The following is a 24,873-nucleotide window of genomic DNA, read 5'->3' as shown; positions in this document are numbered from 1 at the left end:
GGGCCGCTCTGCGGCCCGTTTCATTAATGACCTATTGTCTTGCGTGATATAGTGAAGCCTTTCGTGATGAGGAGGTCGACTTATGAACACGCCTGATGCTGTTGTCGTACTGTGTACCGCCCCTGATGAAGCTTCCGCCCAGGATCTCGCCGCCAAAGTGCTGGCCGAAAAACTGGCCGCCTGTGTAACACTCCTTCCCGGTGCCACTTCCCTTTACTACTGGGAGGGCAAACTGGAGCAGGAGTACGAAGTCCAGATGTTGCTCAAAACCAATCAGGCGAATCAGCAGGCACTGCTCGACTGCCTCAAATCTCATCATCCTTACCAAACTCCGGAGCTGCTGGTATTGCCCGTGCTCCACGGTGATAACGACTATCTCTCATGGCTCAACGCTTCCTTACGCTGATCCTGCTGCTGTGCAGCACATCAGTCTTTGCCGGGTTGTTTGACGCGCCCGGCCGTTCGAACTTCATTCCGGCCGATCAGGCGTTTGTTTTTGATTTTCAACAAAACCAGCACGACCTGACCCTCACCTGGCAGGTGAAAGAGGGCTATTATCTCTACCGCAAGCAGGTAAGCATTACCCCTGCCCAGGCAAACGTAGGGGCTTTACAACTGCCTGCTGGCGAGTGGCACAAGGACGAGTTTTACGGCAAGAGTGAGATCTACCGCCAGCGCTTAAGCGTGCCTGTTACCGTGAATCAGGCGGATAAAGGCGCGACCCTGACGGTGACCTATCAGGGCTGTGCGGATGCCGGATTCTGCTATCCGCCAGAAACGAAGATCGTTCCGCTCAGCGAAGTGAAGGCGGCGGCTGCCTTTTCCCCTCTCCCCTCTGGGGAGAGGGCCAGGGTGAGGGGAGAAGGCGAAGCCGCGTCAGACCTTCCATTCTCAGCGCTTTGGGCCTTACTGATTGGCATTGGCATTGCCTTTACTCCCTGCGTACTGCCGATGTATCCGCTTATCTCCGGCATCGTGCTGGGGGGTAAGCAACGCCTTTCCACCGCACGCGCCCTGCTGTTGGCCTTTATTTATGTGCAGGGGATGGCGTTAACCTATACCGCCCTTGGCCTTGTGGTTGCCGCTGCGGGGTTACAGTTCCAGGCCGCCCTTCAGCACCCTTACGTGCTGATTGGCTTGTCGGTTGTCTTCATCCTGCTGGCATTGTCGATGTTCGGCCTGTTTACCCTGCAGCTGCCGTCGGCGCTGCAAACCCGTCTAACGTTGATGAGTAACCGTCAGCAAGGGGGGTCGGCAGGTGGCGTGTTTGTCATGGGGGCCATCGCCGGATTAATTTGCTCTCCCTGTACCACCGCCCCGCTGAGCGCCATCCTGCTCTATATCGCCCAGAGCGGTAATATGTGGCTTGGGGGCGGAACACTTTATCTCTATGCGCTGGGCATGGGCCTGCCGCTGGTGCTGGTGACAGTATTTGGCAACCGCCTGCTGCCAAAGAGCGGCCCGTGGATGGAGACGGTGAAAACCGCGTTTGGCTTTGTCATTCTCGCGCTGCCCGTTTTCCTTCTCGAACGCATCATCGGTGACGTCTGGGGTATGCGCCTGTGGGCGATGCTCGGTGTGACCTTCTTTGCCTGGGCGTTTATCGTCAGCCTGGGGGCGAAAAAAGCGTGGATGCGCCTGGTGCAAATTCTTCTTCTCGCGGCCGCGCTGGTGAGCGTACGCCCGCTGCAGGACTGGGCGTTTGGTTCACCCGTGGGTCAGACGCAGGCGCATCTAAACTTCACCCAGATTAAGAACGTGGAAGAACTCAACAGCGCCCTGGCGGAGGCGAAAGGTAAACCGGTGATGCTCGATCTCTATGCAGACTGGTGTGTCGCCTGCAAAGAGTTTGAAAAATACACCTTTAGCGATCCACAGGTGCAACGCGGGCTGAATGAGACGCTGCTGCTCCAGGCAAACGTCACCGCCAACAGTGCGCAGGACAAGGCGCTGTTGAAACACCTTAACGTTCTTGGTCTGCCCACCATTTTGTTCTTCAATGAACAGGGGGAAGAGCAGCCAGAACAGCGTGTCACCGGGTTTATGGATGCAACGGCATTCAGCGCGCATTTGCGCAATCGCCAACCGTAAACAACACTTTAGACGGGACAAACCGTTGGGAATAGCGGAGGAGAAAACCGTGCAACGCGAAGACGTACTGGGACAAGCCCTGCAATTACTTGAGATTCAAGGGATCGCCAGCACCACGCTTGAGATGGTAGCCGACCGTATCGATTACCCCGTAGATGAACTTAAGCGCTTCTGGCCGGATAAAGAGGCACTGCTTTATGATGCCCTGCGCTATCTCAGCCAGCAGGTTGATGTCTGGCGCAGGCAGCTGATGCTGAATGAAGAGCTGACCGCGGAACAAAAGTTGCTGGCGCGCTATACGGCCCTGACCGAATGCGTCAGCAACAACCGCTATCCGGGTTGTCTGTTCATCGCCGCCTGTACCTATTTCCCCGATCCTGGTCACCCTATCCATCAGTTGGCGGATCAGCAAAAACGGGCAGCGCATGACTTCACTCACGAGCTGCTGACCCGTCTGGAAGTGGATGACCCGGCAATGGTAGCTAAACAGATGGAGCTGGTGCTGGAAGGCTGCCTGAGCCGTATGCTGGTGAACCGTAGCCAGGCCGATGTGGATACGGCCCACCGCCTGGCGGAAGATATTCTGCGCTTTGCCCAGTGCCGAATGGGTGGGGCGTTGACGTAAGTGTAGTTTAGCTTTTTGCTGCAGAAGCCAGCACATTGCCGTAAAGTTAAGCAGTTGAACCGTTTTTCCCGAAATAGTGTTGACGCCCGGTCGCGATTACGGTTTAATGCGCTCCGTTGCCCGGATAGCTCAGTCGGTAGAGCAGGGGATTGAAAATCCCCGTGTCCTTGGTTCGATTCCGAGTCCGGGCACCACTATTTAAAGAACCCAGCCTATGGCTGGGTTTTTGCTTTTCTGCGTTTATAAATCCCTTCTTTAGTATTCTTGTTTCTCTTTGCTGTGCGATCCATACCCGGTGGCGCTGCGCTTACCGGGCCGGCAGGTTTCGTCGGCCGGATAAGGCGAAGCCGTCATCCGACGTGTTTTCTAACGCCCAAAGCAAAAAACCCCGCACCTTACGGTACGGGGTTCTTCTTGATTGATGCCTGGCAGTTCCCTACTCTCACATGGGGAGACCCCACACTACCATCGGCGCTACGGCGTTTCACTTCTGAGTTCGGCATGGGGTCAGGTGGGACCACCGCGCTAAAGCCGCCAGGCAAATTCTGTTTAATCTGTATCAAAGCTGAATCTTGTGTCGTCTCTTCGCCAAAACATCTTCGGCGTTGTAAGGTTAAGCCTCACGGTTCATTAGTATCGGTTAGCTCAACGCATCGCTGCGCTTACACACCCGACCTATCAACGTCGTCGTCTTCAACGTTCCTTCAGGAGCCTTAAAGGCTCAGGGAGAACTCATCTCGGGGCAAGTTTCGTGCTTAGATGCTTTCAGCACTTATCTCTTCCGCATTTAGCTACCGGGCAGTGCCATTGGCATGACAACCCGAACACCAGTGATGCGTCCACTCCGGTCCTCTCGTACTAGGAGCAGCCCCCCTCAATTCTCCAGCGCCCACGGCAGATAGGGACCGAACTGTCTCACGACGTTCTAAACCCAGCTCGCGTACCACTTTAAATGGCGAACAGCCATACCCTTGGGACCTACTTCAGCCCCAGGATGTGATGAGCCGACATCGAGGTGCCAAACACCGCCGTCGATATGAACTCTTGGGCGGTATCAGCCTGTTATCCCCGGAGTACCTTTTATCCGTTGAGCGATGGCCCTTCCATTCAGAACCACCGGATCACTATGACCTGCTTTCGCACCTGCTCGAGCCGTCACTCTCGCAGTCAAGCTAGCTTATGCCATTGCACTAACCTCCTGATGTCCGACCAGGATTAGCTAACCTTCGTGCTCCTCCGTTACTCTTTGGGAGGAGACCGCCCCAGTCAAACTACCCACCAGACACTGTCCGCAACCCGGATTACGGGTCTACGTTAGAACACCAGCCATTAAAGGGTGGTATTTCAAGGACGGCTCCATGCAGACTGGCGTCCACACTTCAAAGCCTCCCACCTATCCTACACATCAAGGACCAGTGTTCAGTGTCAAGCTATAGTAAAGGTTCACGGGGTCTTTCCGTCTTGCCGCGGGTACACTGCATCTTCACAGCGAGTTCAATTTCACTGAGTCTCGGGTGGAGACAGCCTGGCCATCATTACGCCATTCGTGCAGGTCGGAACTTACCCGACAAGGAATTTCGCTACCTTAGGACCGTTATAGTTACGGCCGCCGTTTACCGGGGCTTCGATCAAGAGCTTCGCGTTGCCGCTAACCCCATCAATTAACCTTCCGGCACCGGGCAGGCGTCACACCGTATACGTCCACTTTCGTGTTTGCACAGTGCTGTGTTTTTAATAAACAGTTGCAGCCAGCTGGTATCTTCGACTGATTTCAGCTCCACCCGCAGGGGCTTCACCTACATATCAGCGTGCCTTCTCCCGAAGTTACGGCACCATTTTGCCTAGTTCCTTCACCCGAGTTCTCTCAAGCGCCTTGGTATTCTCTACCTGACCACCTGTGTCGGTTTGGGGTACGATTTGATGTTACCTGATGCTTAGAGGCTTTTCCTGGAAGCAGGGCATTTGTTACTTCAGCACCGTAGTGCCTCGTCATCACACCTCAGCGTTAAAAAACGACCGGATTTACCTAATCGTTCCGCCTACATGCTTAAACCGGGACAACCGTCGCCCGGCTAACATAGCCTTCTCCGTCCCCCCTTCGCAGTAACACCAAGTACAGGAATATTAACCTGTTTCCCATCGACTACGCCTTTCGGCCTCGCCTTAGGGGTCGACTCACCCTGCCCCGATTAACGTTGGACAGGAACCCTTGGTCTTCCGGCGAGCGGGCTTTTCACCCGCTTTATCGTTACTTATGTCAGCATTCGCACTTCTGATACCTCCAGCAACCCTCACAGGCCACCTTCAACGGCTTACAGAACGCTCCCCTACCCAACAACACATAGTGTCGCTGCCGCAGCTTCGGTGCATGGTTTAGCCCCGTTACATCTTCCGCGCAGGCCGACTCGACCAGTGAGCTATTACGCTTTCTTTAAATGATGGCTGCTTCTAAGCCAACATCCTGGCTGTCTGTGCCTTCCCACATCGTTTCCCACTTAACCATGACTTTGGGACCTTAGCTGGCGGTCTGGGTTGTTTCCCTCTTCACGACGGACGTTAGCACCCGCCGTGTGTCTCCCGTGATAACATTCTTCGGTATTCGTAGTTTGCATCGGGTTGGTAAGCCGGGATGGCCCCCTAGCCGAAACAGTGCTCTACCCCCGAAGATGAGTTCACGAGGCGCTACCTAAATAGCTTTCGGGGAGAACCAGCTATCTCCCGGTTTGATTGGCCTTTCACCCCCAGCCACAAGTCATCCGCTAATTTTTCAACATTAGTCGGTTCGGTCCTCCAGTTAGTGTTACCCAACCTTCAACCTGCCCATGGCTAGATCACCGGGTTTCGGGTCTATACCCTGCAACTTAACGCCCAGTTAAGACTCGGTTTCCCTTCGGCTCCCCTATACGGTTAACCTTGCTACAGAATATAAGTCGCTGACCCATTATACAAAAGGTACGCAGTCACACCCGAAGGTGCTCCCACTGCTTGTACGTACACGGTTTCAGGTTCTTTTTCACTCCCCTCGCCGGGGTTCTTTTCGCCTTTCCCTCACGGTACTGGTTCACTATCGGTCAGTCAGGAGTATTTAGCCTTGGAGGATGGTCCCCCCATATTCAGACAGGATACCACGTGTCCCGCCCTACTCTTCGAGTTCACAGCCTGTGCATTTTCGTGTACGGGACTATCACCCTGTACCGTCGGACTTTCCAGACCGTTCCACTAACACACAAGCTGATTCAGACTCTGGGCTGCTCCCCGTTCGCTCGCCGCTACTGGGGGAATCTCGGTTGATTTCTTTTCCTCGGGGTACTTAGATGTTTCAGTTCCCCCGGTTCGCCTCGTTAACCTATGTATTCAGTTAACGATAGTGTGTCGGAACACACTGGGTTTCCCCATTCGGACATCGCCGGGTCAAAGGTTCATATCACCTCGCCGGCGCTTTTCGCAGATTAGCACGTCCTTCATCGCCTCTGACTGCCAGGGCATCCACCGTGTACGCTTAGTCGCTTAACCTCACAACCCGAAGATGTTTCACTTCTGATTGCGAAAATTTGAGAGACTCGAACACACATAACATGTGTGTCGTTTCAATTTTCAGCTTGATCCAGATTTTTAAAGAGCAAATATCTCAAACGTGACTCGTAAGTCAGTTTTGAGATATGACGGCAGGTGACTTTCACTCACGAACCAGCAAGTGGCGTCCCCTAGGGGATTCGAACCCCTGTTACCGCCGTGAAAGGGCGGTGTCCTGGGCCTCTAGACGAAGGGGACGTGTCAGTCTCAATCGCAAGACGCCTTGCTATTTACTTTTCATCAGACAATCTGTGTGAGCACTACAAAGGCAGGTTCTTTAAGGTAAGGAGGTGATCCAACCGCAGGTTCCCCTACGGTTACCTTGTTACGACTTCACCCCAGTCATGAATCACAAAGTGGTAAGCGCCCTCCCGAAGGTTAAGCTACCTACTTCTTTTGCAACCCACTCCCATGGTGTGACGGGCGGTGTGTACAAGGCCCGGGAACGTATTCACCGTAGCATTCTGATCTACGATTACTAGCGATTCCGACTTCATGGAGTCGAGTTGCAGACTCCAATCCGGACTACGACGCACTTTATGAGGTCCGCTTGCTCTCGCGAGGTCGCTTCTCTTTGTATGCGCCATTGTAGCACGTGTGTAGCCCTACTCGTAAGGGCCATGATGACTTGACGTCATCCCCACCTTCCTCCAGTTTATCACTGGCAGTCTCCTTTGAGTTCCCGGCCTAACCGCTGGCAACAAAGGATAAGGGTTGCGCTCGTTGCGGGACTTAACCCAACATTTCACAACACGAGCTGACGACAGCCATGCAGCACCTGTCTCAGAGTTCCCGAAGGCACCAAAGCATCTCTGCTAAGTTCTCTGGATGTCAAGAGTAGGTAAGGTTCTTCGCGTTGCATCGAATTAAACCACATGCTCCACCGCTTGTGCGGGCCCCCGTCAATTCATTTGAGTTTTAACCTTGCGGCCGTACTCCCCAGGCGGTCGACTTAACGCGTTAGCTCCGGAAGCCACGCCTCAAGGGCACAACCTCCAAGTCGACATCGTTTACGGCGTGGACTACCAGGGTATCTAATCCTGTTTGCTCCCCACGCTTTCGCACCTGAGCGTCAGTCTTTGACCAGGGGGCCGCCTTCGCCACCGGTATTCCTCCAGATCTCTACGCATTTCACCGCTACACCTGGAATTCTACCCCCCTCTACAAGACTCTAGCCTGCCAGTTTCGAATGCAGTTCCCAGGTTGAGCCCGGGGATTTCACATCCGACTTGACAGACCGCCTGCGTGCGCTTTACGCCCAGTAATTCCGATTAACGCTTGCACCCTCCGTATTACCGCGGCTGCTGGCACGGAGTTAGCCGGTGCTTCTTCTGCGGGTAACGTCAATTGCTGAGGTTATTAACCTCAACACCTTCCTCCCCGCTGAAAGTACTTTACAACCCGAAGGCCTTCTTCATACACGCGGCATGGCTGCATCAGGCTTGCGCCCATTGTGCAATATTCCCCACTGCTGCCTCCCGTAGGAGTCTGGACCGTGTCTCAGTTCCAGTGTGGCTGGTCATCCTCTCAGACCAGCTAGGGATCGTCGCCTAGGTGAGCCGTTACCCCACCTACTAGCTAATCCCATCTGGGCACATCTGATGGCAAGAGGCCCGAAGGTCCCCCTCTTTGGTCTTGCGACGTTATGCGGTATTAGCTACCGTTTCCAGTAGTTATCCCCCTCCATCAGGCAGTTTCCCAGACATTACTCACCCGTCCGCCACTCGTCACCCGAGAGCAAGCTCTCTGTGCTACCGTTCGACTTGCATGTGTTAGGCCTGCCGCCAGCGTTCAATCTGAGCCATGATCAAACTCTTCAATTTAAAAGTTTGATGCTCATTGAATTAAACTTCGTAATGAATTACGTGTTCACTCGTTGAGACTTGGTATTCATTTTTCGTCTTTCGACGTTAAGAATCCATGTCACTTTGAGTGCCCACACAGATTGTCTGATAAATTGTTAAAGAGCAGTTGCAACGCGGCTTTCGCTCACCGTTGCGAGGTGGCGTATATTACGCTTTCCTCTTTCAGAGTCAACCCGTTATTGCAGGATTTTTTCTCTTCAACCGACCGGGCTGTTTGTGAAGTGATTCACATCCGCCGTGTCGATGGAGGCGCATTATAGGGAGTTACCGAGCGACCGCAACCGAAAAGTTGCAAAAAAATGACTGACTGCTGCATTCCCCAGCAAAACCCCGCCTTATACCCTTTTATGCACAAAGTTATCCACAATCATAAACGGATCCCGATGCGATCCCACGAATTGAACAGGAAGATCAACTATACTAGCGGCAAATACTCTCCTCTGTGCAGGCTCATCCTCATGACCACACAACGCCTCGCCCGTGACTGGCGTCTCCCTACAGCGGGGTTGATGCTGCTGGCGATCCTCTTTGCCGGATTTACCCTGCATAGCCACTGGAACGCTTTTATCCAGTGGTGTCTTGCCACGCAAATTACGCTGCACCGTTATCTGGTGATGTATCTGCTGCAGCTTAATAACCACCAGTACAGCGGCGGATTATGGTTACTAACGGGGGCTTTCCTTTATGGCGTTCTGCACGCCATTGGTCCCGGACACGGAAAGTTCATCGTGACGACCTACCTGACGACAAATAAAGAAAGCGAGCTGGCCGCCCGGGTCATCCCCTTCCTGGGTAGCCTGATGCAAGGCGTCAGCGCCATACTGTTTGTCTTTATTCTGGCTGTCGGGTTTAACCTTGCGTCCGGGGATATCAGTACCAGCCGCTGGTATGTTGAGAAGATAAGCGCTGTGCTTATTGGCGCATTTGGGGCCTTCGTCATTTACCAGGCGCTGAAGAGCCTGCGCCCGCGCAGGATGACGGTGTCCGCCATTAAGCCTCTTCATCAGCATGATGAACACTGTGGCTGCGGCCATCACGGTGTAGGCGCAGACCTGACGCAGGGCGACTGGAAAACCCGTCTGGGGGTGATCCTGGCGATCGGCGCGCGTCCGTGTAGCGGGGCAATCATGATCCTGATGTTCTCGAACGCGCTGGGCATAGTCACCTGGGGAATGGCCGCGGTCATGACCATGTCGCTGGGCACAGCGCTGTCGATTATGGGGCTTTCACTGGCTGTACGTTACGCCCGTGAACGCACGGTGACCTGGTTCGGAGAAAGCACGTCATTAAGATGGCTGGTGCCGGCAGTCAAAATAGCCGGAGGGATAGCCCTGATCCTGTTCGCGACGGTGCTGTTCCTGACGGTGATCCCCATAAGCGCCAATGGCGACTACATCGCCGCAGGATGCTAATAAAAGAAAAACCCGCCAGCGGCGGGTTTTTTTATTACTCGTTGATGCGTGGATGCTGGTCCACCAGTCGGGAGCGTTTCTTCTGCAGTTCTTCAATCTCTGCGTCAATATCCTCGATCTTCTGCTCTACGCTATCGTAGTGCTCACGGAGGATCTCTTTCGCTTCCTGTATATCCGATGCCGCAGGCGTTGCGCCTTTCAGAGGTCGATTCGCGGTCTCCTTCATGGTAAGACCCGTAATCAAACCAATCACCGCGATCACCATCAGGTAATAAGCTGGCATCATCAGGTTCTGCGTGCTCTCCACCAGTGAAGCGGCAAGCGTCGGGGTCAGACCGGCAATCAGTACCGAGATATTAAAGGCCGCAGCCAGCGCACTGTAGCGAATGTGCGTCGGGAACATCGCAGGCAATGTTGAGGCCATCACCCCGATAAAGCAGTTAAGGATCACCGCCAACATCAGCAAACCGGCAAAAATCAGCCCCAGGACATTACTGTTGATCAGAATAAATGCCGGGATGGCGAGGGCAAACAGCGCAACGCTTCCCAGAATAATGAACGGTCGACGACCAAAGCGGTCACTCAACAGGCCCATAATCGGCTGCACAAACAGCATACCCACCATGATGGCGATAATGATCAGCACACCGTGATCTTCCGAGTAATGCAGGTTATGCGACAGATAGCTCGGCATGTAGGTCAGCAGCATGTAATAGGTCACGTTGGTGGAGATCACCAGACCGATACAGACCAGCAGGCTCCGCCAGTGCTTAGTGGCGATCTCTTTGAACGACACCTTCGGACCATCCTGCAGCCCTTCGCGATCGCCCTGCTCAAGCTTATCAACGTGCTGCTGGAACGCAGGCGTCTCTTCAAGCGCATGACGGAGATAGAGGCCAATGATCCCCAGCGGCAGCGCCAGGAAGAATGGAATACGCCAGCCCCAGTCGAGGAAGTTCTCTTCCCCCACCACGGTTGAAATCAGTACCACCACGCCCGCGCCCAGAACAAACCCGGCAATCGAGCCGAAGTCCAGCCAGCTTCCCATAAACCCGCGCTTACGGTCCGGGGAGTATTCAGCAACAAAGATCGATGCCCCGGTATATTCCCCCCCTACCGAGAAGCCCTGCGCCATCTTACAAATCAGCAGCAGAATCGGTGCCCAGATGCCGATGGAGGCATAAGACGGGATAAGGCCGATACAGAATGTACTGATCGACATAATGACGATGGTAATGGCCAGGATCTTCTGGCGACCATATTTATCGCCGAGCATACCGAAAAACAGACCGCCCAGCGGACGGATCAGGAAGGGAACGGAGAACGTACCCAGGGCGGCAATCATCTGCAGGCTGGGGTCGGCACCGGGGAAAAATACTTTACCTAACGCGTAGGCCACAAAGCCGTAGACACCAAAATCGAACCATTCCATCGCATTACCGAGCGAGGCTGCGGTAATGGCTTTACGCAGTTTTGCGTCATCAATAATGGTGACGTCGCGAAGCGTAATGGGTTTAATCTTTTTCCTTCTCAGCATAGCTATCCTCGTTGACTCGGCCCTGTCTGTTTCACAGTCCAGTTTGCGTTCTGTGAACCATGGGATCCGCTCCATGCGAATCGCCTTATTCAAGCGTAGCAGGTTTACTTACATTGACGTTTTACGTCGATACAACCGAACCTGTTGACGCCTGTCTGGGCAGTTAATGACCTTTTTACCCTACCAGCGTTTATATTTGTGATCAACTTCACACATATTTCTGTGCTCGGTCAACCCACGCTAATTTTTGTCAAGGAGCGCAAATAGGCACTTTCTCAGTCCGCCTGAAAAGCAGCCTCACACACGTTATTAATCCCTTCTCATCAAAAAAACGAACCCCATTAATTCATACCCAACTCACATAATTTTCCATCGTCAGGAATCTGCCCTTAGCTTTGCATTGAATATGTGACAAAGATAACTAAAACGATGTTTTATTTTCATTGAATCGATATTCCAATGATCGCATGATAAATCCGAACATAACGTTTTATCTCTTTTCGGCTGAGGTTACGCGAGCGTACTCAGTTCATTTTGTTGCCGGGCCATTAAAAACACGATCGCGGACACAAACGGCAACAGATTGAATTTAATGACTAATTTTTAACACCTATCACCCGCCATGCGGGATCAGATGTGAGGTTTGTCTATGAAGATTAAAGCCACGATAGAACGCATACCTGGCGGTATGATGCTGGTTCCGCTGGTACTGGGAGCCATCCTGAATACCCTGGCTCCTGATACCGGGGCTTATTTCGGTGGTTTTACAAAAGGAATGATTACGGGTACGGTTCCCATTCTTGCCGTCTGGTTTTTTTGTATTGGCGCATCCATTAATTTGCGGGCGACGGGTACGGTATTACGGAAATCCGGTACGCTGGTGATAACCAAAATAGCGGTTGCCTGGAGTGTGGCAATGATATGCGCGATGTTCATTCCGGAGAATGGAATTCAGAACGGATTCTTTGCCGGTTTATCGGTGCTGGCGATTGTCTCCGCGATGGATATGACCAACGGCGGGTTGTACGCCAGCCTGATGAACCAGTACGGGACGAAAGAAGAGTCTGGTGCCTTTGTCCTGATGTCTCTGGAGTCCGGCCCGCTGGTGACGATGCTTATACTGGGCTCTGCAGGCCTGGCCTCTTTTGAACCCCACCATTTTGTCGGCGCGATCCTGCCTTTCCTGGTCGGTTTCGCACTGGGCAATCTGGACCACGATCTGCGTGATTTCTTCAGCAAAGCCACGCCGGTGCTGATCCCGTTCTTCGGCTTCGCGCTGGGGAATACCATCAACCTGAAGGTCATTCTCGATACCGGACTGCTGGGTATTGTGCTGGGTGTTGCCGTGATCGTCATCACCGGTATTCCGCTGGTGATTGCTGACCGCGTTATCGGGGGAGGAAACGGTACGGCGGGCGTCGCCGCCTCTTCAGCCGCAGGCGCAGCCGTCGCCAATCCGGTGATTATTGCCCAGATTAACCCGGCTTTCGAACCGGTGGCCGCTTCCGCGACAGCACTGGTTGCCGCCAGCGTGATTGTCACTGCGATTCTGGTGCCCATCATCACCGCGCTGTATGCGAAACGCTACGCAAGTGTCCCGGAACAGGACATCGAACGAAAAGCGGTAGAACTCCGCCATTAACACACCGCACCAGGCCATCCCCTCTCCCCTCCGGGGAGAGGGTCAGGGTGAGGGGGTAAAGAATTCACCCAAAAATCTCGTCCACCATCCCGTCCACCAGCCGTTTTGCTGAACAGAGCCTCGGCATCCCCAGCGCGACGGTCTGCCAGTTCTGCGTCACTGACCAGCTCACCGGATGTTTATCCGCCTGACACCAGTCCCCCAGCCAGCCCAGCATGTCTTTATGATCGATTAAGCCCGGAGACGCCGGTGTTGTCAGCCACTGGTGATAGAAATGGCGGGTCGTGGGAGAGGCATTAATCCCCTGTGCCAGATAGTTTGCCGCCATACTGCGCAGGTTATCCTTGAGCATGGCCGCCACATCTTCGTTAGCGAGGCGGCAGGCGTCGCCAAATGGCCCCCAGCAAAGCTCTTTCAGGACGATAAAACAGCGACCAGCCAGCGACCAGCCATCATAGTGCCCGGCCCGCCAGCGGGTAAAAATCTGCTCGCTGTGCTCACCCGCCTGCACCGTTAGCCCGCGCTGGGTCAGGGCCTTTTCTTTATAAGCTGCCCGTTGGGTAAAATGAGTAGAAAGTTCGGCGTACTGCTGCATCAGCCCCGGTGCCTGCTGGGCACGCGGATGAGCCTGCTGGCGCAGCGCCATCAGCTTCTCCGCCATCAGCGTCAGGGCGAGATGGCCCGGGTCCAGCATGCCGGCCAGTTTTTCCGCCAGGCCGAGACGCAGCGCCGCATTTTCATTGAGCATCCCCGCCATCGCCCACGGGCGTAGCCGGGTACGGGTCATAATTTCCTGCGTCAACCGCTCACGAAACTGCAGCTGTTGTGGTCCAGGGTGGGGATGACGCGCTGCGTCTACCCCCTGCACCAGATCGACCATAAATTTTGGATGAATACACTCCAGCGTTCGCCCGGGGCCATCCAGTAGTGGTGTTGTCATGGTTGCTCTGCCGCGAATAGAGTTTGAATATCATCGCGTAACAGTCGGGTATCTTCCTGAATCCACGTCGCAGTAGTGATACTTTGCTTCAACAACTGGCAGAGCGCTCGGGTTGAATGCTCATTTTGTTGGCGCACTGCGAGGCTATCACGCAAGCTTTCCTGTAACCCGGTCAGGCACAACGAAAATTCTGCAAAGAACGTTGCCATTCCTGCCGTAACAGAGACATCGACCTGCGCGGACAAAGCTTTACGTATTTGTTCACAAAACTGCTCAATATGTTGCTTAACTTTTTCATGAAGCTGTGCAATGTCGATAACATAGCGCGTGCGCGTTTCCACATAATCATCCCAGCCCCAGCCCGGATTATTGAGCCAGCGAGAGACCGTTTCACGCATACCGCCCCCGCCGGATGGCTGACCTGCCTGGCTGTCATCCTGGGCAATGGCATCGTTAAACAGTGCCTGCGTATTAAAGTTGAGCTGGCTCGCCTGAAACGCCGGGAAACTGATCCGCGCCCGAAAACCCGCATGGCTCAGGTGCTCTTTGATACGCGTTTCAATGGGACGCATCGCTTCATTCAGGGACCTCGCCAGCGTCGACTCCAGCTGATCGAAGCGTAACGCCAGTTCCCGGCCGATCTTCCTCTGCGCATCCAGCATGATAAGCTCGCAGGAAGAGCGGATTTTACTCAGCGCGATCTGCGCCTGCCCCTCGTCGTCCAGCACCAGCTGCTTCAGCTCGTGCGGCTCGTCAATACGGTGATTCAACCCGTCGATACCGGCTAACTCAAGAATATGGTGCGCGCTGAATACATCACCCATCGCCTGATGCAGCGCCGTTTTTTGCGACACCATAAAGTCCGCGGTAGCGTTTAGCGCCTGCTCAACCTCATGTTTCACCTCATCGCTCACCACGCGCTGACGGGTCTGCAGAAGCGCCATGTCCTCTTCCAGGCGTGCGATATTGAGTTCCAGCGCCTCAAAGGCTACCGTCAGCCCCTGATAGCGGAAGTCGAGATACTCCCGGGCATTTTGGGCGTAGTTGAGCAACTTATGCGAGGCCGAACGCAGAGCGAATAGCGAGGCATTAGCATAGGCGGCGTAAATCAGCTTGCGGATCGGTTGTTCAAAGAGCGAATCTTCCCAGAGCAAATCGGCAGAATGACGAACATGATCAATATCGTCCAGGTCCGCCGTGCGCCAGCGACGTCCCAGCGCCGCTTCGGCAAAATCCTGCACCCACGGTTGCTCCTGATGATCCGGCAGTTGCCCGTGCGTATTCATCTCGTTGCGAGCGCGGTTCGCCAGATACGCCCACATGGACGAAACGGGGTAGATTTGGCCGGGCGAAATATTGCCTTTCATTAAGGTACCGGAGATCATCGCCCGGACCTGTTCTTCATCGTCGCTGTTACGATCTTTCTGATCGAATTTATTGACCAGCGCATACAGCGGCACGGATTTACCCGCCGCGGAAATCGCCTGACGGACCTCTTCATCTGATATGGATTTAAGCTGGGTATAATCCATCACCGCCAGCACCGCCGACGCGCGGGACAACTGTTCGCTGAGCATTTTTTGCAGATGCGGTTGTCCGGCCTCATTAGGCCCGGGCGTATCGAGCAGCGTCAGTTGCCCGAGATGTGCATCCAGCCCCGCGAGATGCACGAACTCCACTTCAATCACCGGGATATGTTCGATAGCCGCATATTCAGAGAACGGAAATTCGACCCCTAACGCTTGGGAGAGCCTCACCAGATCGTTAAGGCTTTTCAGACAATGGAAGATCGGCTGTGCCCCCAGGTGATGCTTCTCAAAGGCTTCCCCTTTTTCAATACGCTCCAGCAGCGTATTCATGTCTTTATCAATTTCCAGACGCTGGGCCAGCTTCGCGCGATCGTAATCGCAAAGCTTTTTCTGCAGCAGTTGGATCAGTTCATCGATAGGCGAGGCGTGTGAGAAATGCAGCACCGGCTCCTTCTGACCCGGCGTATGGCGAATCAACGTCGGAAGCGCCGTCATGGGACGATTGCGGTTAGGCAATACTTCGGTACCCACAATTGCATTAATGGTGGTCGATTTGCCCGCTTTCATGGTGCCGACAATCGCCAGGACCATTTCCAGCCGGGTTATTTTTCGTAATTCATTATTCAGCATCGCCTGCTGCGCATCGACACCGCGCGCACTAAAATGCAAAGGTAAAACGTTGTTCTTTTCACCCGTGATGGCAGCCGTTGTGCTTTCCAGCATCGCAGTCGGCATTGATTTCAACGTATCAAGATTTTGCAGAGCAAGCTGTAACAAACGCTCAGCTTCCTGGCTTAATTCAAAAATGGTCTGTGTGTGCATGATAAAAGCCTTTCCTTAACGCAAATTTATTACTTTTATTAAGCCACTGGTTTTAATTATGTTGTTCAGGCTTATATGATTACGTGTGGAAAACATGTTCGCCGAAATATAACTGATTGAAGATAATCAGGAATAATTCACTATCCTTGCATGGCGTGTAGAACTCTTCTCCAGGCCTGATAGCCAAAAGAAAAAAGCGTAGCCCATTTTTAAGAAACTTCAGGATATATCACCATTATTTACCCACCTAAAAAGAGAGGTAATGTTCTACAGCCATAAGATATGTATGGCAGCAAAGTCCGGAGATAAATAACAATGTGTTGCTTCACCTTATCCGAAATGGAGGTGCGTAGCAATTTGCTGCAATAAAATATTCGATATATTTCGCGCCATTTCTTCCCAACGTGTTAATGACGTCAGCATCGCTTAACTGACTGACATAAAGTGTCACTCCCGACACGCTTGTGGCATTTTTTTTAATTCACAATATCACCGACAACCGTGTGGATTTGCGTTATACTTGCCGCCTTTTTCGGCACGCTGCCGTCATTTTGCTGGCACTTTCCAGCGCGTTTACACTTTCTGAGGATACCGATATGCAACTCCCACACTGCCCGAAATGCAATTCTGAATACACCTATGAAGATAATGGCATGTACATCTGCCCGGAATGCGCGCACGAATGGAATGATGCCGAGCCAGCACAGGACGCCGATGCGCTTGTTGTAAAAGATGCGAACGGCAATCTGCTGGCGGACGGCGACAGTGTTACCGTCATTAAAGATCTGAAGGTTAAAGGCAGCTCCTCCATGCTGAAGATCGGCACCAAAGTGAAGAATATCCGTCTGGTTGAAGGCGATCATAATATCGACTGTAAAATTGACGGTTTTGGCCCGATGAAACTGAAATCGGAGTTTGTGAAAAAGAACTGATTTTTCACCTCCAGGACCGGTAAGCGCAGCGCCACCGGGCGCTTTTGCTGGATGCGCTACGCTTATCCGGCCTACTAAAAAAGAACTAAACTTAATGGGCTTTTCTTACGTGAGGTAAAGATTATGCCGTTAAGTCCCTACATCTCTTTCGCCGGCAACTGTGCAGAGGCCACTGCCTTTTATCAGCAAGCCGTCGGCGCGGAGCTCCTCTACAAGATCACTTTCGGCGAAATGCCAAAAAGCGATAACAGCGAAGAAGGTTGCCCGTCCGGTATGCAATTTCCGGATTCGGCTATCGCCCACTCCAACGTCCGCATTGCGGGCAGCGATATCATGATGAGCGACGGGATGCCGCCCGGCAGCAACGCGCAGTATGCCGGTTTTACGCTGGTTCTCGACACCCAGGACGTCAATGAAGGCAAACGCTGGTTCGACAACCTTGCCGCAGGCGGCAATGTCGATATGCCCTGGCAGGAAACCTTCTGGGCTCACGGTTTCGGTAAAGTCACCGACAAATACGGCGTGCCGTGGATGATTAATGTCGTGAAGCAACACCAAACGTCGTAGGCCGGATAAGCGCAGCGCAGCCGGCAACAGCGTCCGGTGGCGCTGCGCTGACCGGGCCTACAGTGACTGTCATCGCTTTCACTTCAACTCTTCAAACTCCCGCAACCTGCACTTAACCCAAATGTCACATTGATGCGCCAGCATGAGGCCACATTTATCGTGAGGCCCAGCACATGCAAACCGTCATCCGCGTCGAGAAACTGAGCAAGACCTTCAATCACAACAAGGCTCTGCACGCCGTTGATCTCACCGTCCGGCAGGGCGAGATGGTGGCGCTGCTGGGGCCATCCGGTTCAGGTAAATCCACCCTTCTGCGCCATTTAAGCGGGCTTATTACCGGCGATAACACGCCGGAAAGCCACGTCGAGCTGCTGGGTAATACCGTACAGCGCGCCGGTCGTCTGGCGAGCGATATCCGCAAGAGCCGCGCCCGGACCGGCTACATCTTCCAGCAGTTCAACCTGGTAAACCGCCTGACGGTGCTGGAGAACGTGCTGATTGGTGCACTCGGCAGCACCCCGTTCTGGCGCACCTGTCTGCGCTGGTTCTCTCCGTCCCAGAAGCAGGAAGCCTTACAGGCGCTGACCCGCGTCGGCATGGCGCATTTCGCCCACCAGCGCGTCTCCACCCTGTCCGGTGGACAACAGCAGCGCGTCGCCATCGCCCGCGCCCTGATGCAGAAAGCGCACATCATTCTCGCTGACGAACCCATCGCCTCGCTGGACCCGGAGTCCGCCCGCATCGTGATGGAGACCCTGTACGACATTAACCAGAACGACGGCATCACCGTGGTGGTCACGCTGCATCAGGTGGATTACGCCCTGCGCTACTGCCAACGCATCGTCGCCCTGCGTCAGGGACACGTGTTCTTTGATGGCGCGAGCCATCAGTTTGATAACGACCGTTTTGACCATCTCTACCGCAGCATGAACCGCGTCGAAGAGAACGCGCAGGCTGCTTAATTAAACCCGATCCGAGGAAAGTACATGAGCTACAAAGCCGTTGCCGCGCTGGCCTTTACCAGCATGTTCAGCATCAGCACCCTGTTAAGCCCAGCGTATGCACAGGAGCAGGAAAAAGAGCTGAACTTCGGCATTATTTCGACGGAATCACAGCAGAACCTGAAACCTCAGTGGGAACCGTTCCTGAAAGATATGGAAACCAAACTGGGGATCAAAGTGAACGCCTTCTTCGCCCCGGACTACGCGGGCATCATCCAGGGGATGCGCTTTAACAAAGTGGACATCGCCTGGTACGGCAACCTCTCCGCCATGGAAGCGGTGGATCGCGCCAACGGTCAGGTCTTTGCCCAGACCGTCGCGGCAGATGGCTCCCCGGGCTACTGGAGCGTGCTGATCGTGAACAAAGACAGCCCAATCAACAACCTTAACGACATGCTTGCCAAACGCAAAGAGCTGACCTTTGGCAATGGCGATCCCAACTCCACCTCAGGCTACCTTGTCCCTGGCTACTACGTCTTCGCCAAAAACAACGCCTCCGCCAGCGACTTCAAACGCACGGTAAACGCCAGCCATGAAACCAACGCCCTGGCCGTGGCCAACAAGCAGGTGGATGTCGCGACCAACAACACCGAGAACCTCGACAAACTGAAGACCTCAGCACCGGACAAGCTGAAAGAGATCAAGGTTATCTGGAAATCACCGCTCATCCCCGGTGACCCGATTGTCTGGCGTAAAAACCTGTCTGAAAGCACCAAGGACAAGGTGTACGACTTCTTTATGACCTACGGCAAAACGCCGGAAGAGAAAGCGGTTCTGACGCGTCTGGGCTGGGCTCCGTTCCGCCCGTCCAGCGACCTGCAGCTGGTCCCGATTCGCCAGCTGGCGCTGTTTAAAGAGATGCAGGGCGTGAAGGATAACAAGGGGCTGAAGGACGAGGAGAAGACCAGCAAAGTGGCTGCGATTCAGGCCCAGCTGGAAGACCTGGACCGCCTGACCGCCGCGCTCGGCGCGATGACCAGCGTGAATAAAGCGGTGCAGTAACACAAGTTCCCTATCCCTTGAGGGAGAGGGTTAGGGTGAGGGGGAAATGCGCACGCTGATGCCCTCACCCCGGCCCTCTCCCAGAGGGAGAGGGAGAACAGATTAAGGAGCCAACATGCAAACCATCACCCTCCCGCCGCCGAAGCGCAGCTGGTTCTCGCTGATAAGCTGGGCCATCCTGCTGGCGGTGCTGGTTATCTCCTGGAAGGGCGCGGAAATGGACCCGCTGCTGCTCTTCAAAGACGCGGGCAATATGGCGACCTTCGCCGCCGATTTCTTCCCGCCGGACTTCAGTCAGTGGCAGGACTACCTCAGTGAAATGGCGGTCACCCTGCAAATTGCCGTCTGGGGCACCGCCCTGGCCGTCATTCTTTCCATTCCCTTTGGCCTGATGAGCGCCGAGAACATCGTGCCGTGGTGGGTCTACCAGCCCATGCGTCGCCTGATGGACGCCTGTCGCGCCATCAACGAGATGGTCTTCGCGATGCTTTTCGTGGTCGCCGTCGGTCTGGGACCGTTCGCGGGCGTGATGGCGCTGTTCATCCACACCACCGGCGTGCTCTCCAAGCTGCTTTCTGAGGCGGTCGAAGCCATCGAGCCCGGTCCGGTGGAAGGTATCCGCGCGACCGGTGCCAACAAAATCGAAGAGATCCTCTACGGCGTCCTGCCGCAGGTGATGCCGCTGTTGATCTCCTACTCCCTGTACCGGTTTGAGTCCAACGTCCGCTCCGCCACCGTCGTCGGCATGGTCGGCGCAGGCGGGATTGGCGTCACCCTGTGGGAAGCGATTCGCGGTTTCCAGTTCCAGCAAACCTGCGCCCTGATGGTGCTCATCATCGTCACCGTCAGCCTGCTGGATTTCCTCTCTCAACGTTTGCGTAAGCACTTTATCTGAGAAGCGAGGCGTTGTTTTTTATGCACTTATCCAGACATCCGACCAGTTACCCCACCCGCTGGCAAGAGATTGCGGCAAAGCTCGAAGTGGAGCTGCGCACGCACTACCGCTGCGGAGACTACCTGCCTGCGGAACAGCAGCTTGCCGACCGCTATGAAGTGAACCGCCACACCCTGCGCCGCGCCATTGATCAACTGGTTGAGCGCGGCTGGGTCCAGCGCCGTCAGGGCATCGGTGTGCTGGTGCTGATGCGCCCGTTCGACTACCCGCTAAACGCCCAGGCGCGCTTTAGCCAGAACCTGCTGGACCAGGGCAGCCACCCGACCAGTGAAAAACTGCTCTCGGTATTGCGTCCGGCCTCCAGCCACGTGGCGGACGCGCTGGGGATTCAGGAGGGCGATAACGTTATCCACCTGCGCACCTTGCGCCGGGTTAACGGTGTCGCGGTCTGCCAGATAGATCACTACTTCGCGGACCTCGCCCTCTGGCCAGTGCTGCAACATTTCACCAGTGGCTCGCTGCATGACTTTCTGCAGGAAGCGACAGGCATCACGCTGAAACGCACTCAGACGCGCATCAGCGCCCGTCGGGCGCAGGCGAAAGAGAGCAAGGTGCTGGAGATCCCCAATATGGCCCCGCTGCTCTGCGTGCGCACCCTCAACCATCGCGACGGTGAGATCAACGCAACGGAATACTCCGTCAGCCTGACCCGCGCCGACATGATCGAATTCACCATGGAGCACTGAATGCACTTCGACACTGCCACCCGACAGCGCTGGATGCGCGTACTTGCCCACAGTCAGCCCGCCGCGCTGGCTGCCCGCATGCACGCCCTTAGCCTGGCGCCTGAATACGACATCCTCCGCGCCCCGGAGATCGGCCTCGTTCAGATCCAGGCGCGGATGGGCGGTACCGGCGAGCGCTTCTTCGCCGGGGATGCCACCCTCACCCGCGCCGCAATCCGCCTGAACAACGGCACGCTGGGGTACAGCTACGTGCTGGGGCGCGATAAAGCCCACGCCGAGCGCTGCGCGGTGATCGATGCGCTTTTACAGGAACAACCGCATTTCCAGACCCTGATGGAAACCCTTATTGCCCCGCTGGAGGCTGATCGCTCCGCACGCATTGCCGCACGTCAGGCCGAAGTCAATACCAGCCGGGTCGACTTCTTTACGCTCGTTCGCGGAGACAACGCATGACGCTTCAACCTGCTTTTACCCTGGCCGTCCAGGATGCCCAACACAGTTTTCGTCGCCTGCTGAAAGCCATGAGCGAGCCGGGTGTGATCGTCTCGCTGCATCAGCTCTCTCAGGGCTGGCTGCCGTTAAACCTGGCGACCACCAGCGTGCTGCTGACGCTTGCCGACAACGACACCCCGGTGTGGCTCTCAGGCGTCCTGTCCAACGACATCGCCAGCCAGAACCTGCGTTTTCACACCAGCGCCCCGCTGGTTGAACAGCCGCGCCAGGCGGTCTTTGCCGTGGCCGACGAGCAAATCAGCCATGAACAGCTCAATGACCTGAGTGAAGGCAGCGCGGTAGCCCCGGAGACCAGCGCCACCCTGATCTTGCAGGTCTCCAGCCTGAGCGGCGGGCGCATGCTGCGCCTGACCGGCGCGGGGATCGCGGAAGAACGCATGGTCGCGCCGCAGTTGCCGGAGTGCATTATTCATGAGCTGACCGAGCGCCCGCACCCGTTCCCGCTGGGTATTGATCTGATTCTGACCTGCGGTGAGCGCCTGCTGGCGATCCCTCGGACCACCCATGTGGAGGTGTGCTGATGTACGTGGCAGTCAAAGGGGGCGAAAAGGCCATCGCCGCCGCCCATGCGCTACAGGCGCACAGACGACGGGGCGATGAACAGCTTCCCGAGCTGAGCGTCGCCCAGATTGAGCAGCAGCTTAACCTCGCCGTTGACCGGGTGATGACCGAAGGCGGCATCGCTGACCGCGAGCTGGCGGCGCTGGCGCTAAAGCAGGCCAGCGGCGACAACGTCGAGGCCATCTTCCTGCTGCGTGCTTACCGCACTACGCTCGCGAAGCTGGCGGTAAGTGAACCCATCAACACGGCGGAGATGCGCCTGGAGCGCCGCATTTCAGCGGTGTACAAAGACATCCCCGGCGGTCAGCGGCTGGGCCCTACCTATGACTACACCCATCGCCTGCTGGATTTTACCCTGCTGGCGAACGGCGACGTGCCGCCGCTCAGCACCTCTGATGCCGAACAAGAACCGTCTCCGCACGTCTTCAGCCTGCTGGCGAAACAAGGCCTGGCGAAGGCGGAGGAAGACTCAGGCGCTCAGCCGGATGACATCACCCGCACGCCGCCGGTTTACCCGTGCTCCAGATCGTCCCGCCTGCAGCAGCTGATGCGCGGCGACGAAGGCTATCTGCTGGCGCTGGCTTACTCCACCCAGCGCGGTTACGGGCGCAACCACCCGTTTGCGGCTGAGATTCGCAGCGGTTATATCGACGTTGAAATCGTGCCGGAAGAGCTGGGTTTTGCGGTGAACGTCGGCGAACTGCTGATGACCGAGTGTGAAATGGTGAACGGTTTTGTCGCGCCTGAAAATGAAGACCCGCATTTTACCCGCGGCTACGGGCTGGTGTTTGGCCTCGGCGAGCGCAAAGCCATGGCAATGGCGCTGGTTGACCGCGCCCTGCAGGCGCCGGACTACGGCGAGCAGATTGCAGGCCCGGCGCAGGACGAAGAGTTTGTGCTGGCCCATGCCGATAACGTTGAAGCCGCTGGCTTCGTCTCGCACCTCAAACTGCCGCACTACGTCGATTTCCAGGCCGAACTGGAACTGCTGAAACGCCTGCAACGGGAGCGCAAACATGGCTAACTTAAGCGGCTACAACTTTGCCTATCTGGATGAGCAAACCAAACGCATGATCCGCCGCGCCATCCTCAAAGCGGTCGCCATTCCGGGCTATCAGGTGCCGTTCGGCGGTCGCGAAATGCCGATGCCTTACGGCTGGGGCACCGGCGGTATCCAGCTTACCGCCAGCGTGATCGGCGAAGCAGACGTGCTGAAAGTGATCGACCAGGGCGCAGACGACACCACCAACGCAGTGTCGATCCGCAACTTCTTTCAGCGGGTAACGGGCGTCGCGACCACCGAAAAAACCGAAGACGCAACGCTGATCCAGACTCGTCACCGCATTCCGGAAACCCCGCTCACGGAAGATCAGATTTTGATTTTCCAGGTACCCATCCCGGAGCCGCTGCGCTTTATCGAGCCGCGCGAAACGGAAACCCGCACCATGCACGCCCTGGAAGAGTACGGCGTGATGCAGGTGAAGCTGTACGAAGATATCGCACGCTTCGGCCATATCGCCACCACCTACGCCTATCCGGTGAAGGTCAACGGGCGCTACGTCATGGACCCGTCGCCGATCCCGAAGTTCGACAACCCGAAGATGGACATGATGCCTGCCCTGCAGCTGTTCGGTGCCGGGCGTGAAAAACGCATCTACGCCGTCCCGCCTTACACCCGGGTGGAGAGTCTCGATTTCGACGACCACCCGTTCACGGTGCAGGAGTGGGACGAGCCGTGTGCCATCTGCGGCTCGAAACACAGCTATCTGGATGAAGTGGTGCTCGATGACACAGGCAAACGGATGTTTGTCTGCTCCGACACCGATTACTGCCGCCAACAGAGCGAGGCGAAAAGCCAATGAAACCGCTGCTTTCGGTTAACAACCTGACCCACCTGTATGCGCCGGGTAAAGGCTTCAGCGACGTGTCGTTCGACCTCTGGCCGGGCGAAGTGCTGGGGATTGTCGGTGAATCCGGCTCCGGCAAAACGACGCTGCTGAAATCCATCTCCGCGCGCCTGGCACCGCAACACGGCGACATTTTGTATGAAGGCACGTCGCTGTACGGCATGAGCGAGGCCGAACGCCGCCGCCTGCTGCGCACCGAGTGGGGGGTGGTGCATCAGCATCCGATGGACGGCCTGCGCCGTCAGGTCTCGGCAGGGGGCAACATCGGCGAACGGCTGATGGCCACCGGCGCCCGCCACTACGGCAACATTCGGACCACGGCGCAGCGCTGGCTGGAGGACGTTGAAATCCCCGCCTCGCGCATTGATGACCTGCCCGGCACCTTCTCCGGCGGCATGCAGCAGCGTCTGCAGATCGCCCGCAACCTGGTCACCCACCCAAAGCTGGTGTTTATGGACGAGCCCACCGGCGGGCTGGACGTCTCCGTGCAGGCGCGCCTGCTCGATCTGCTGCGTGGTCTGGTGGTAGAGCTGAACCTGGGGGTGGTGATTGTCACCCATGATTTAGGCGTGGCGCGCCTGCTGGCGGACCGTCTGCTGGTGATGAAGCAGGGCCAGGTGGTGGAAAGTGGGTTAACCGACCGCGTGCTCGACGATCCCCACCATCCGTACACCCAGCTACTGGTGTCGTCCGTGTTGCAGAACTAAGAGGCC

19 protein-coding genes, 2 tRNA genes and 3 rRNA genes are annotated in these 24,873 nt (G+C 55.7%); 17 read left to right on the top strand and 7 right to left on the bottom strand.

Translation table 11 applies throughout. The features are described 5' to 3' along the window. Positions 1 to 82: 82 nt before the first annotated feature. The 4 genes from cutA to SP99_RS01810 all read left to right on the top strand — a co-directional run bounded on the left by cutA (position 83) and on the right by SP99_RS01810 (position 2,910). A complete protein-coding gene (cutA, locus tag SP99_RS01825; protein ID WP_025758221.1) occupies positions 83 to 406 on the top strand; it encodes a divalent cation tolerance protein CutA in 324 nt (107 codons plus the stop codon). After that, entirely contained in the window at positions 382 to 2,091 is a 1,710-nt protein-coding gene (locus SP99_RS01820) for a protein-disulfide reductase DsbD (RefSeq protein ID WP_047957579.1), read from the top strand. The genes cutA and SP99_RS01820 overlap by 25 nt, the downstream gene beginning before the upstream one ends. A gap of 49 nt (positions 2,092 to 2,140) precedes the next feature. After that, positions 2,141 to 2,716: a transcriptional regulator gene (locus SP99_RS01815; RefSeq protein WP_025758219.1), complete on the top strand. Its 576-nt coding sequence runs from the start codon at positions 2,141 to 2,143 to the stop codon at positions 2,714 to 2,716. A gap of 118 nt (positions 2,717 to 2,834) precedes the next feature. After that, positions 2,835 to 2,910: transfer RNA gene (locus SP99_RS01810), tRNA-Phe, on the top strand. Positions 2,911 to 3,139: 229 nt separating this feature from the next. On the opposite strand, the gene rrf is transcribed toward SP99_RS01810, so the two are convergent. The 4 genes from rrf to SP99_RS01790 all read right to left on the bottom strand — a co-directional run bounded on the left by rrf (position 3,140) and on the right by SP99_RS01790 (position 8,112). Continuing rightward, positions 3,140 to 3,255: ribosomal RNA gene (gene rrf, locus SP99_RS01805) — 5S ribosomal RNA — on the bottom strand. A gap of 70 nt (positions 3,256 to 3,325) precedes the next feature. After that, positions 3,326 to 6,229, bottom strand: a 23S ribosomal RNA gene (locus SP99_RS01800). Positions 6,230 to 6,411: 182 nt separating this feature from the next. Next, positions 6,412 to 6,487 (bottom strand) — tRNA-Glu (locus SP99_RS01795). 85 nt (positions 6,488 to 6,572) lie between these two features. Further along, a 16S ribosomal RNA gene (locus SP99_RS01790) occupies positions 6,573 to 8,112 on the bottom strand. The 16S, 23S and 5S rRNA genes sit together here with 1 tRNA gene alongside, the layout of an rRNA operon. 500 nt (positions 8,113 to 8,612) lie before the next feature. Here SP99_RS01790 and SP99_RS01785 point away from each other — a divergent pair. After that, entirely contained in the window at positions 8,613 to 9,566 is a 954-nt protein-coding gene (locus SP99_RS01785) for a nickel/cobalt transporter (protein WP_047957578.1), read from the top strand. Positions 9,567 to 9,600: 34 nt separating this feature from the next. On the opposite strand, the gene proP is transcribed toward SP99_RS01785, so the two are convergent. Further along, entirely contained in the window at positions 9,601 to 11,103 is a 1,503-nt protein-coding gene (gene proP / locus SP99_RS01780) for a glycine betaine/L-proline transporter ProP (RefSeq protein WP_045285521.1), read from the bottom strand. A gap of 649 nt (positions 11,104 to 11,752) precedes the next feature. On the opposite strand from proP, the gene kdgT reads away from it, so the two are divergent. Beyond that, positions 11,753 to 12,745 carry a 2-keto-3-deoxygluconate transporter gene (kdgT, locus tag SP99_RS01775; protein ID WP_047957577.1) on the top strand — a complete coding sequence of 331 codons (993 nt, stop codon included), beginning with the start codon at positions 11,753 to 11,755 and terminating at the stop codon, positions 12,743 to 12,745. A gap of 64 nt (positions 12,746 to 12,809) precedes the next feature. On the opposite strand, the gene SP99_RS01770 is transcribed toward kdgT, so the two are convergent. Further along, complete coding sequence (locus SP99_RS01770; protein WP_047957576.1) at positions 12,810 to 13,685, bottom strand: diguanylate cyclase regulator RdcB family protein; 876 nt, start codon at positions 13,683 to 13,685, stop codon at positions 12,810 to 12,812. After that, positions 13,682 to 16,036, bottom strand: coding sequence for a clamp-binding protein CrfC (gene crfC / locus SP99_RS01765; protein WP_047957575.1), 2,355 nt, complete (start codon positions 16,034 to 16,036; stop codon positions 13,682 to 13,684). The genes SP99_RS01770 and crfC overlap by 4 nt, the downstream gene beginning before the upstream one ends. Before the next feature lie 596 nt (positions 16,037 to 16,632). Here crfC and SP99_RS01760 point away from each other — a divergent pair. The 11 genes from SP99_RS01760 (at position 16,633) to phnK (ending at position 24,867) form a co-directional block, all read left to right on the top strand. Continuing rightward, positions 16,633 to 16,968: a zinc ribbon domain-containing protein YjdM gene (locus SP99_RS01760; protein ID WP_047957574.1), complete on the top strand. Its 336-nt coding sequence runs from the start codon at positions 16,633 to 16,635 to the stop codon at positions 16,966 to 16,968. Between the two features lie 123 nt (positions 16,969 to 17,091). Further along, positions 17,092 to 17,535 (top strand): VOC family metalloprotein YjdN, encoded by a 444-nt coding sequence (gene yjdN, locus SP99_RS01755; RefSeq protein ID WP_047957573.1) that lies wholly within the window; start codon positions 17,092 to 17,094, stop codon positions 17,533 to 17,535. A 173-nt stretch (positions 17,536 to 17,708) separates the two neighbouring features. Beyond that, positions 17,709 to 18,497, top strand: a complete 789-nt coding sequence (phnC, locus tag SP99_RS01750) for a phosphonate ABC transporter ATP-binding protein (protein WP_047957572.1) — start codon at positions 17,709 to 17,711, stop codon at positions 18,495 to 18,497. A 24-nt stretch (positions 18,498 to 18,521) separates the two neighbouring features. Beyond that, on the top strand, positions 18,522 to 19,538 hold the full coding sequence (gene phnD, locus SP99_RS01745; RefSeq protein WP_047957571.1) for a phosphonate ABC transporter substrate-binding protein: 1,017 nt from the start codon (positions 18,522 to 18,524) through the stop codon (positions 19,536 to 19,538). Between the two features lie 115 nt (positions 19,539 to 19,653). After that, positions 19,654 to 20,433 (top strand): phosphonate ABC transporter, permease protein PhnE, encoded by a 780-nt coding sequence (gene phnE / locus SP99_RS01740; protein WP_008500063.1) that lies wholly within the window; start codon positions 19,654 to 19,656, stop codon positions 20,431 to 20,433. Between the two features lie 20 nt (positions 20,434 to 20,453). Further along, on the top strand, positions 20,454 to 21,179 hold the full coding sequence (gene phnF / locus SP99_RS01735; protein WP_047957570.1) for a phosphonate metabolism transcriptional regulator PhnF: 726 nt from the start codon (positions 20,454 to 20,456) through the stop codon (positions 21,177 to 21,179). After that, a complete protein-coding gene (gene phnG / locus SP99_RS01730) occupies positions 21,180 to 21,632 on the top strand; it encodes a phosphonate C-P lyase system protein PhnG (RefSeq protein WP_047957569.1) in 453 nt (150 codons plus the stop codon). Next, positions 21,629 to 22,213: a phosphonate C-P lyase system protein PhnH gene (gene phnH, locus SP99_RS01725; RefSeq protein ID WP_025757892.1), complete on the top strand. Its 585-nt coding sequence runs from the start codon at positions 21,629 to 21,631 to the stop codon at positions 22,211 to 22,213. The genes phnG and phnH overlap by 4 nt, the downstream gene beginning before the upstream one ends. After that, positions 22,213 to 23,277, top strand: a complete 1,065-nt coding sequence (locus SP99_RS01720; RefSeq protein WP_025757891.1) for a carbon-phosphorus lyase complex subunit — start codon at positions 22,213 to 22,215, stop codon at positions 23,275 to 23,277. The genes phnH and SP99_RS01720 overlap by 1 nt, the downstream gene beginning before the upstream one ends. Then, positions 23,270 to 24,115, top strand: coding sequence for an alpha-D-ribose 1-methylphosphonate 5-phosphate C-P-lyase PhnJ (gene phnJ, locus SP99_RS01715; protein WP_045285529.1), 846 nt, complete (start codon positions 23,270 to 23,272; stop codon positions 24,113 to 24,115). The genes SP99_RS01720 and phnJ overlap by 8 nt, the downstream gene beginning before the upstream one ends. Then, complete coding sequence (gene phnK, locus SP99_RS01710) at positions 24,112 to 24,867, top strand: phosphonate C-P lyase system protein PhnK (RefSeq protein ID WP_047957568.1); 756 nt, start codon at positions 24,112 to 24,114, stop codon at positions 24,865 to 24,867. Before phnJ ends, phnK begins: the two co-directional genes overlap by 4 nt. The last annotated feature ends 6 nt before the right edge of the window (positions 24,868 to 24,873 follow it).

Origin of the sequence: Enterobacter sp. BIDMC92, from assembly GCF_001030225.1 — a bacterium.
Classification (GTDB): domain Bacteria; phylum Pseudomonadota; class Gammaproteobacteria; order Enterobacterales; family Enterobacteriaceae; genus Enterobacter; species Enterobacter sichuanensis.
This window is presented reverse-complemented; position numbering and strand designations above follow the sequence as displayed.

What these genes read in the sequence shown, in the direction of transcription:
- cutA (WP_025758221.1), top strand. Translation starts at nt 83, where the DNA reads ATGAACACGCCTGATGCTGTTGTCGTACTGTGTACCGCCCCTGATGAA.
- SP99_RS01820 (WP_047957579.1), top strand. Translation starts at nt 382, where the DNA reads ATGGCTCAACGCTTCCTTACGCTGATCCTGCTGCTGTGCAGCACATCA.
- SP99_RS01785 (WP_047957578.1), top strand. Translation starts at nt 8,613, where the DNA reads ATGACCACACAACGCCTCGCCCGTGACTGGCGTCTCCCTACAGCGGGG.
- proP (WP_045285521.1), bottom strand. Translation starts at nt 11,103, where the DNA reads ATGCTGAGAAGGAAAAAGATTAAACCCATTACGCTTCGCGACGTCACC.
- kdgT (WP_047957577.1), top strand. Translation starts at nt 11,753, where the DNA reads ATGAAGATTAAAGCCACGATAGAACGCATACCTGGCGGTATGATGCTG.
- SP99_RS01770 (WP_047957576.1), bottom strand. Translation starts at nt 13,685, where the DNA reads ATGACAACACCACTACTGGATGGCCCCGGGCGAACGCTGGAGTGTATT.
- crfC (WP_047957575.1), bottom strand. Translation starts at nt 16,036, where the DNA reads ATGCACACACAGACCATTTTTGAATTAAGCCAGGAAGCTGAGCGTTTG.
- SP99_RS01760 (WP_047957574.1), top strand. Translation starts at nt 16,633, where the DNA reads ATGCAACTCCCACACTGCCCGAAATGCAATTCTGAATACACCTATGAA.
- yjdN (WP_047957573.1), top strand. Translation starts at nt 17,092, where the DNA reads ATGCCGTTAAGTCCCTACATCTCTTTCGCCGGCAACTGTGCAGAGGCC.
- phnC (WP_047957572.1), top strand. Translation starts at nt 17,709, where the DNA reads ATGCAAACCGTCATCCGCGTCGAGAAACTGAGCAAGACCTTCAATCAC.
- phnD (WP_047957571.1), top strand. Translation starts at nt 18,522, where the DNA reads ATGAGCTACAAAGCCGTTGCCGCGCTGGCCTTTACCAGCATGTTCAGC.
- phnE (WP_008500063.1), top strand. Translation starts at nt 19,654, where the DNA reads ATGCAAACCATCACCCTCCCGCCGCCGAAGCGCAGCTGGTTCTCGCTG.
- phnF (WP_047957570.1), top strand. Translation starts at nt 20,454, where the DNA reads ATGCACTTATCCAGACATCCGACCAGTTACCCCACCCGCTGGCAAGAG.
- phnG (WP_047957569.1), top strand. Translation starts at nt 21,180, where the DNA reads ATGCACTTCGACACTGCCACCCGACAGCGCTGGATGCGCGTACTTGCC.
- phnH (WP_025757892.1), top strand. Translation starts at nt 21,629, where the DNA reads ATGACGCTTCAACCTGCTTTTACCCTGGCCGTCCAGGATGCCCAACAC.
- SP99_RS01720 (WP_025757891.1), top strand. Translation starts at nt 22,213, where the DNA reads ATGTACGTGGCAGTCAAAGGGGGCGAAAAGGCCATCGCCGCCGCCCAT.
- phnJ (WP_045285529.1), top strand. Translation starts at nt 23,270, where the DNA reads ATGGCTAACTTAAGCGGCTACAACTTTGCCTATCTGGATGAGCAAACC.
- phnK (WP_047957568.1), top strand. Translation starts at nt 24,112, where the DNA reads ATGAAACCGCTGCTTTCGGTTAACAACCTGACCCACCTGTATGCGCCG.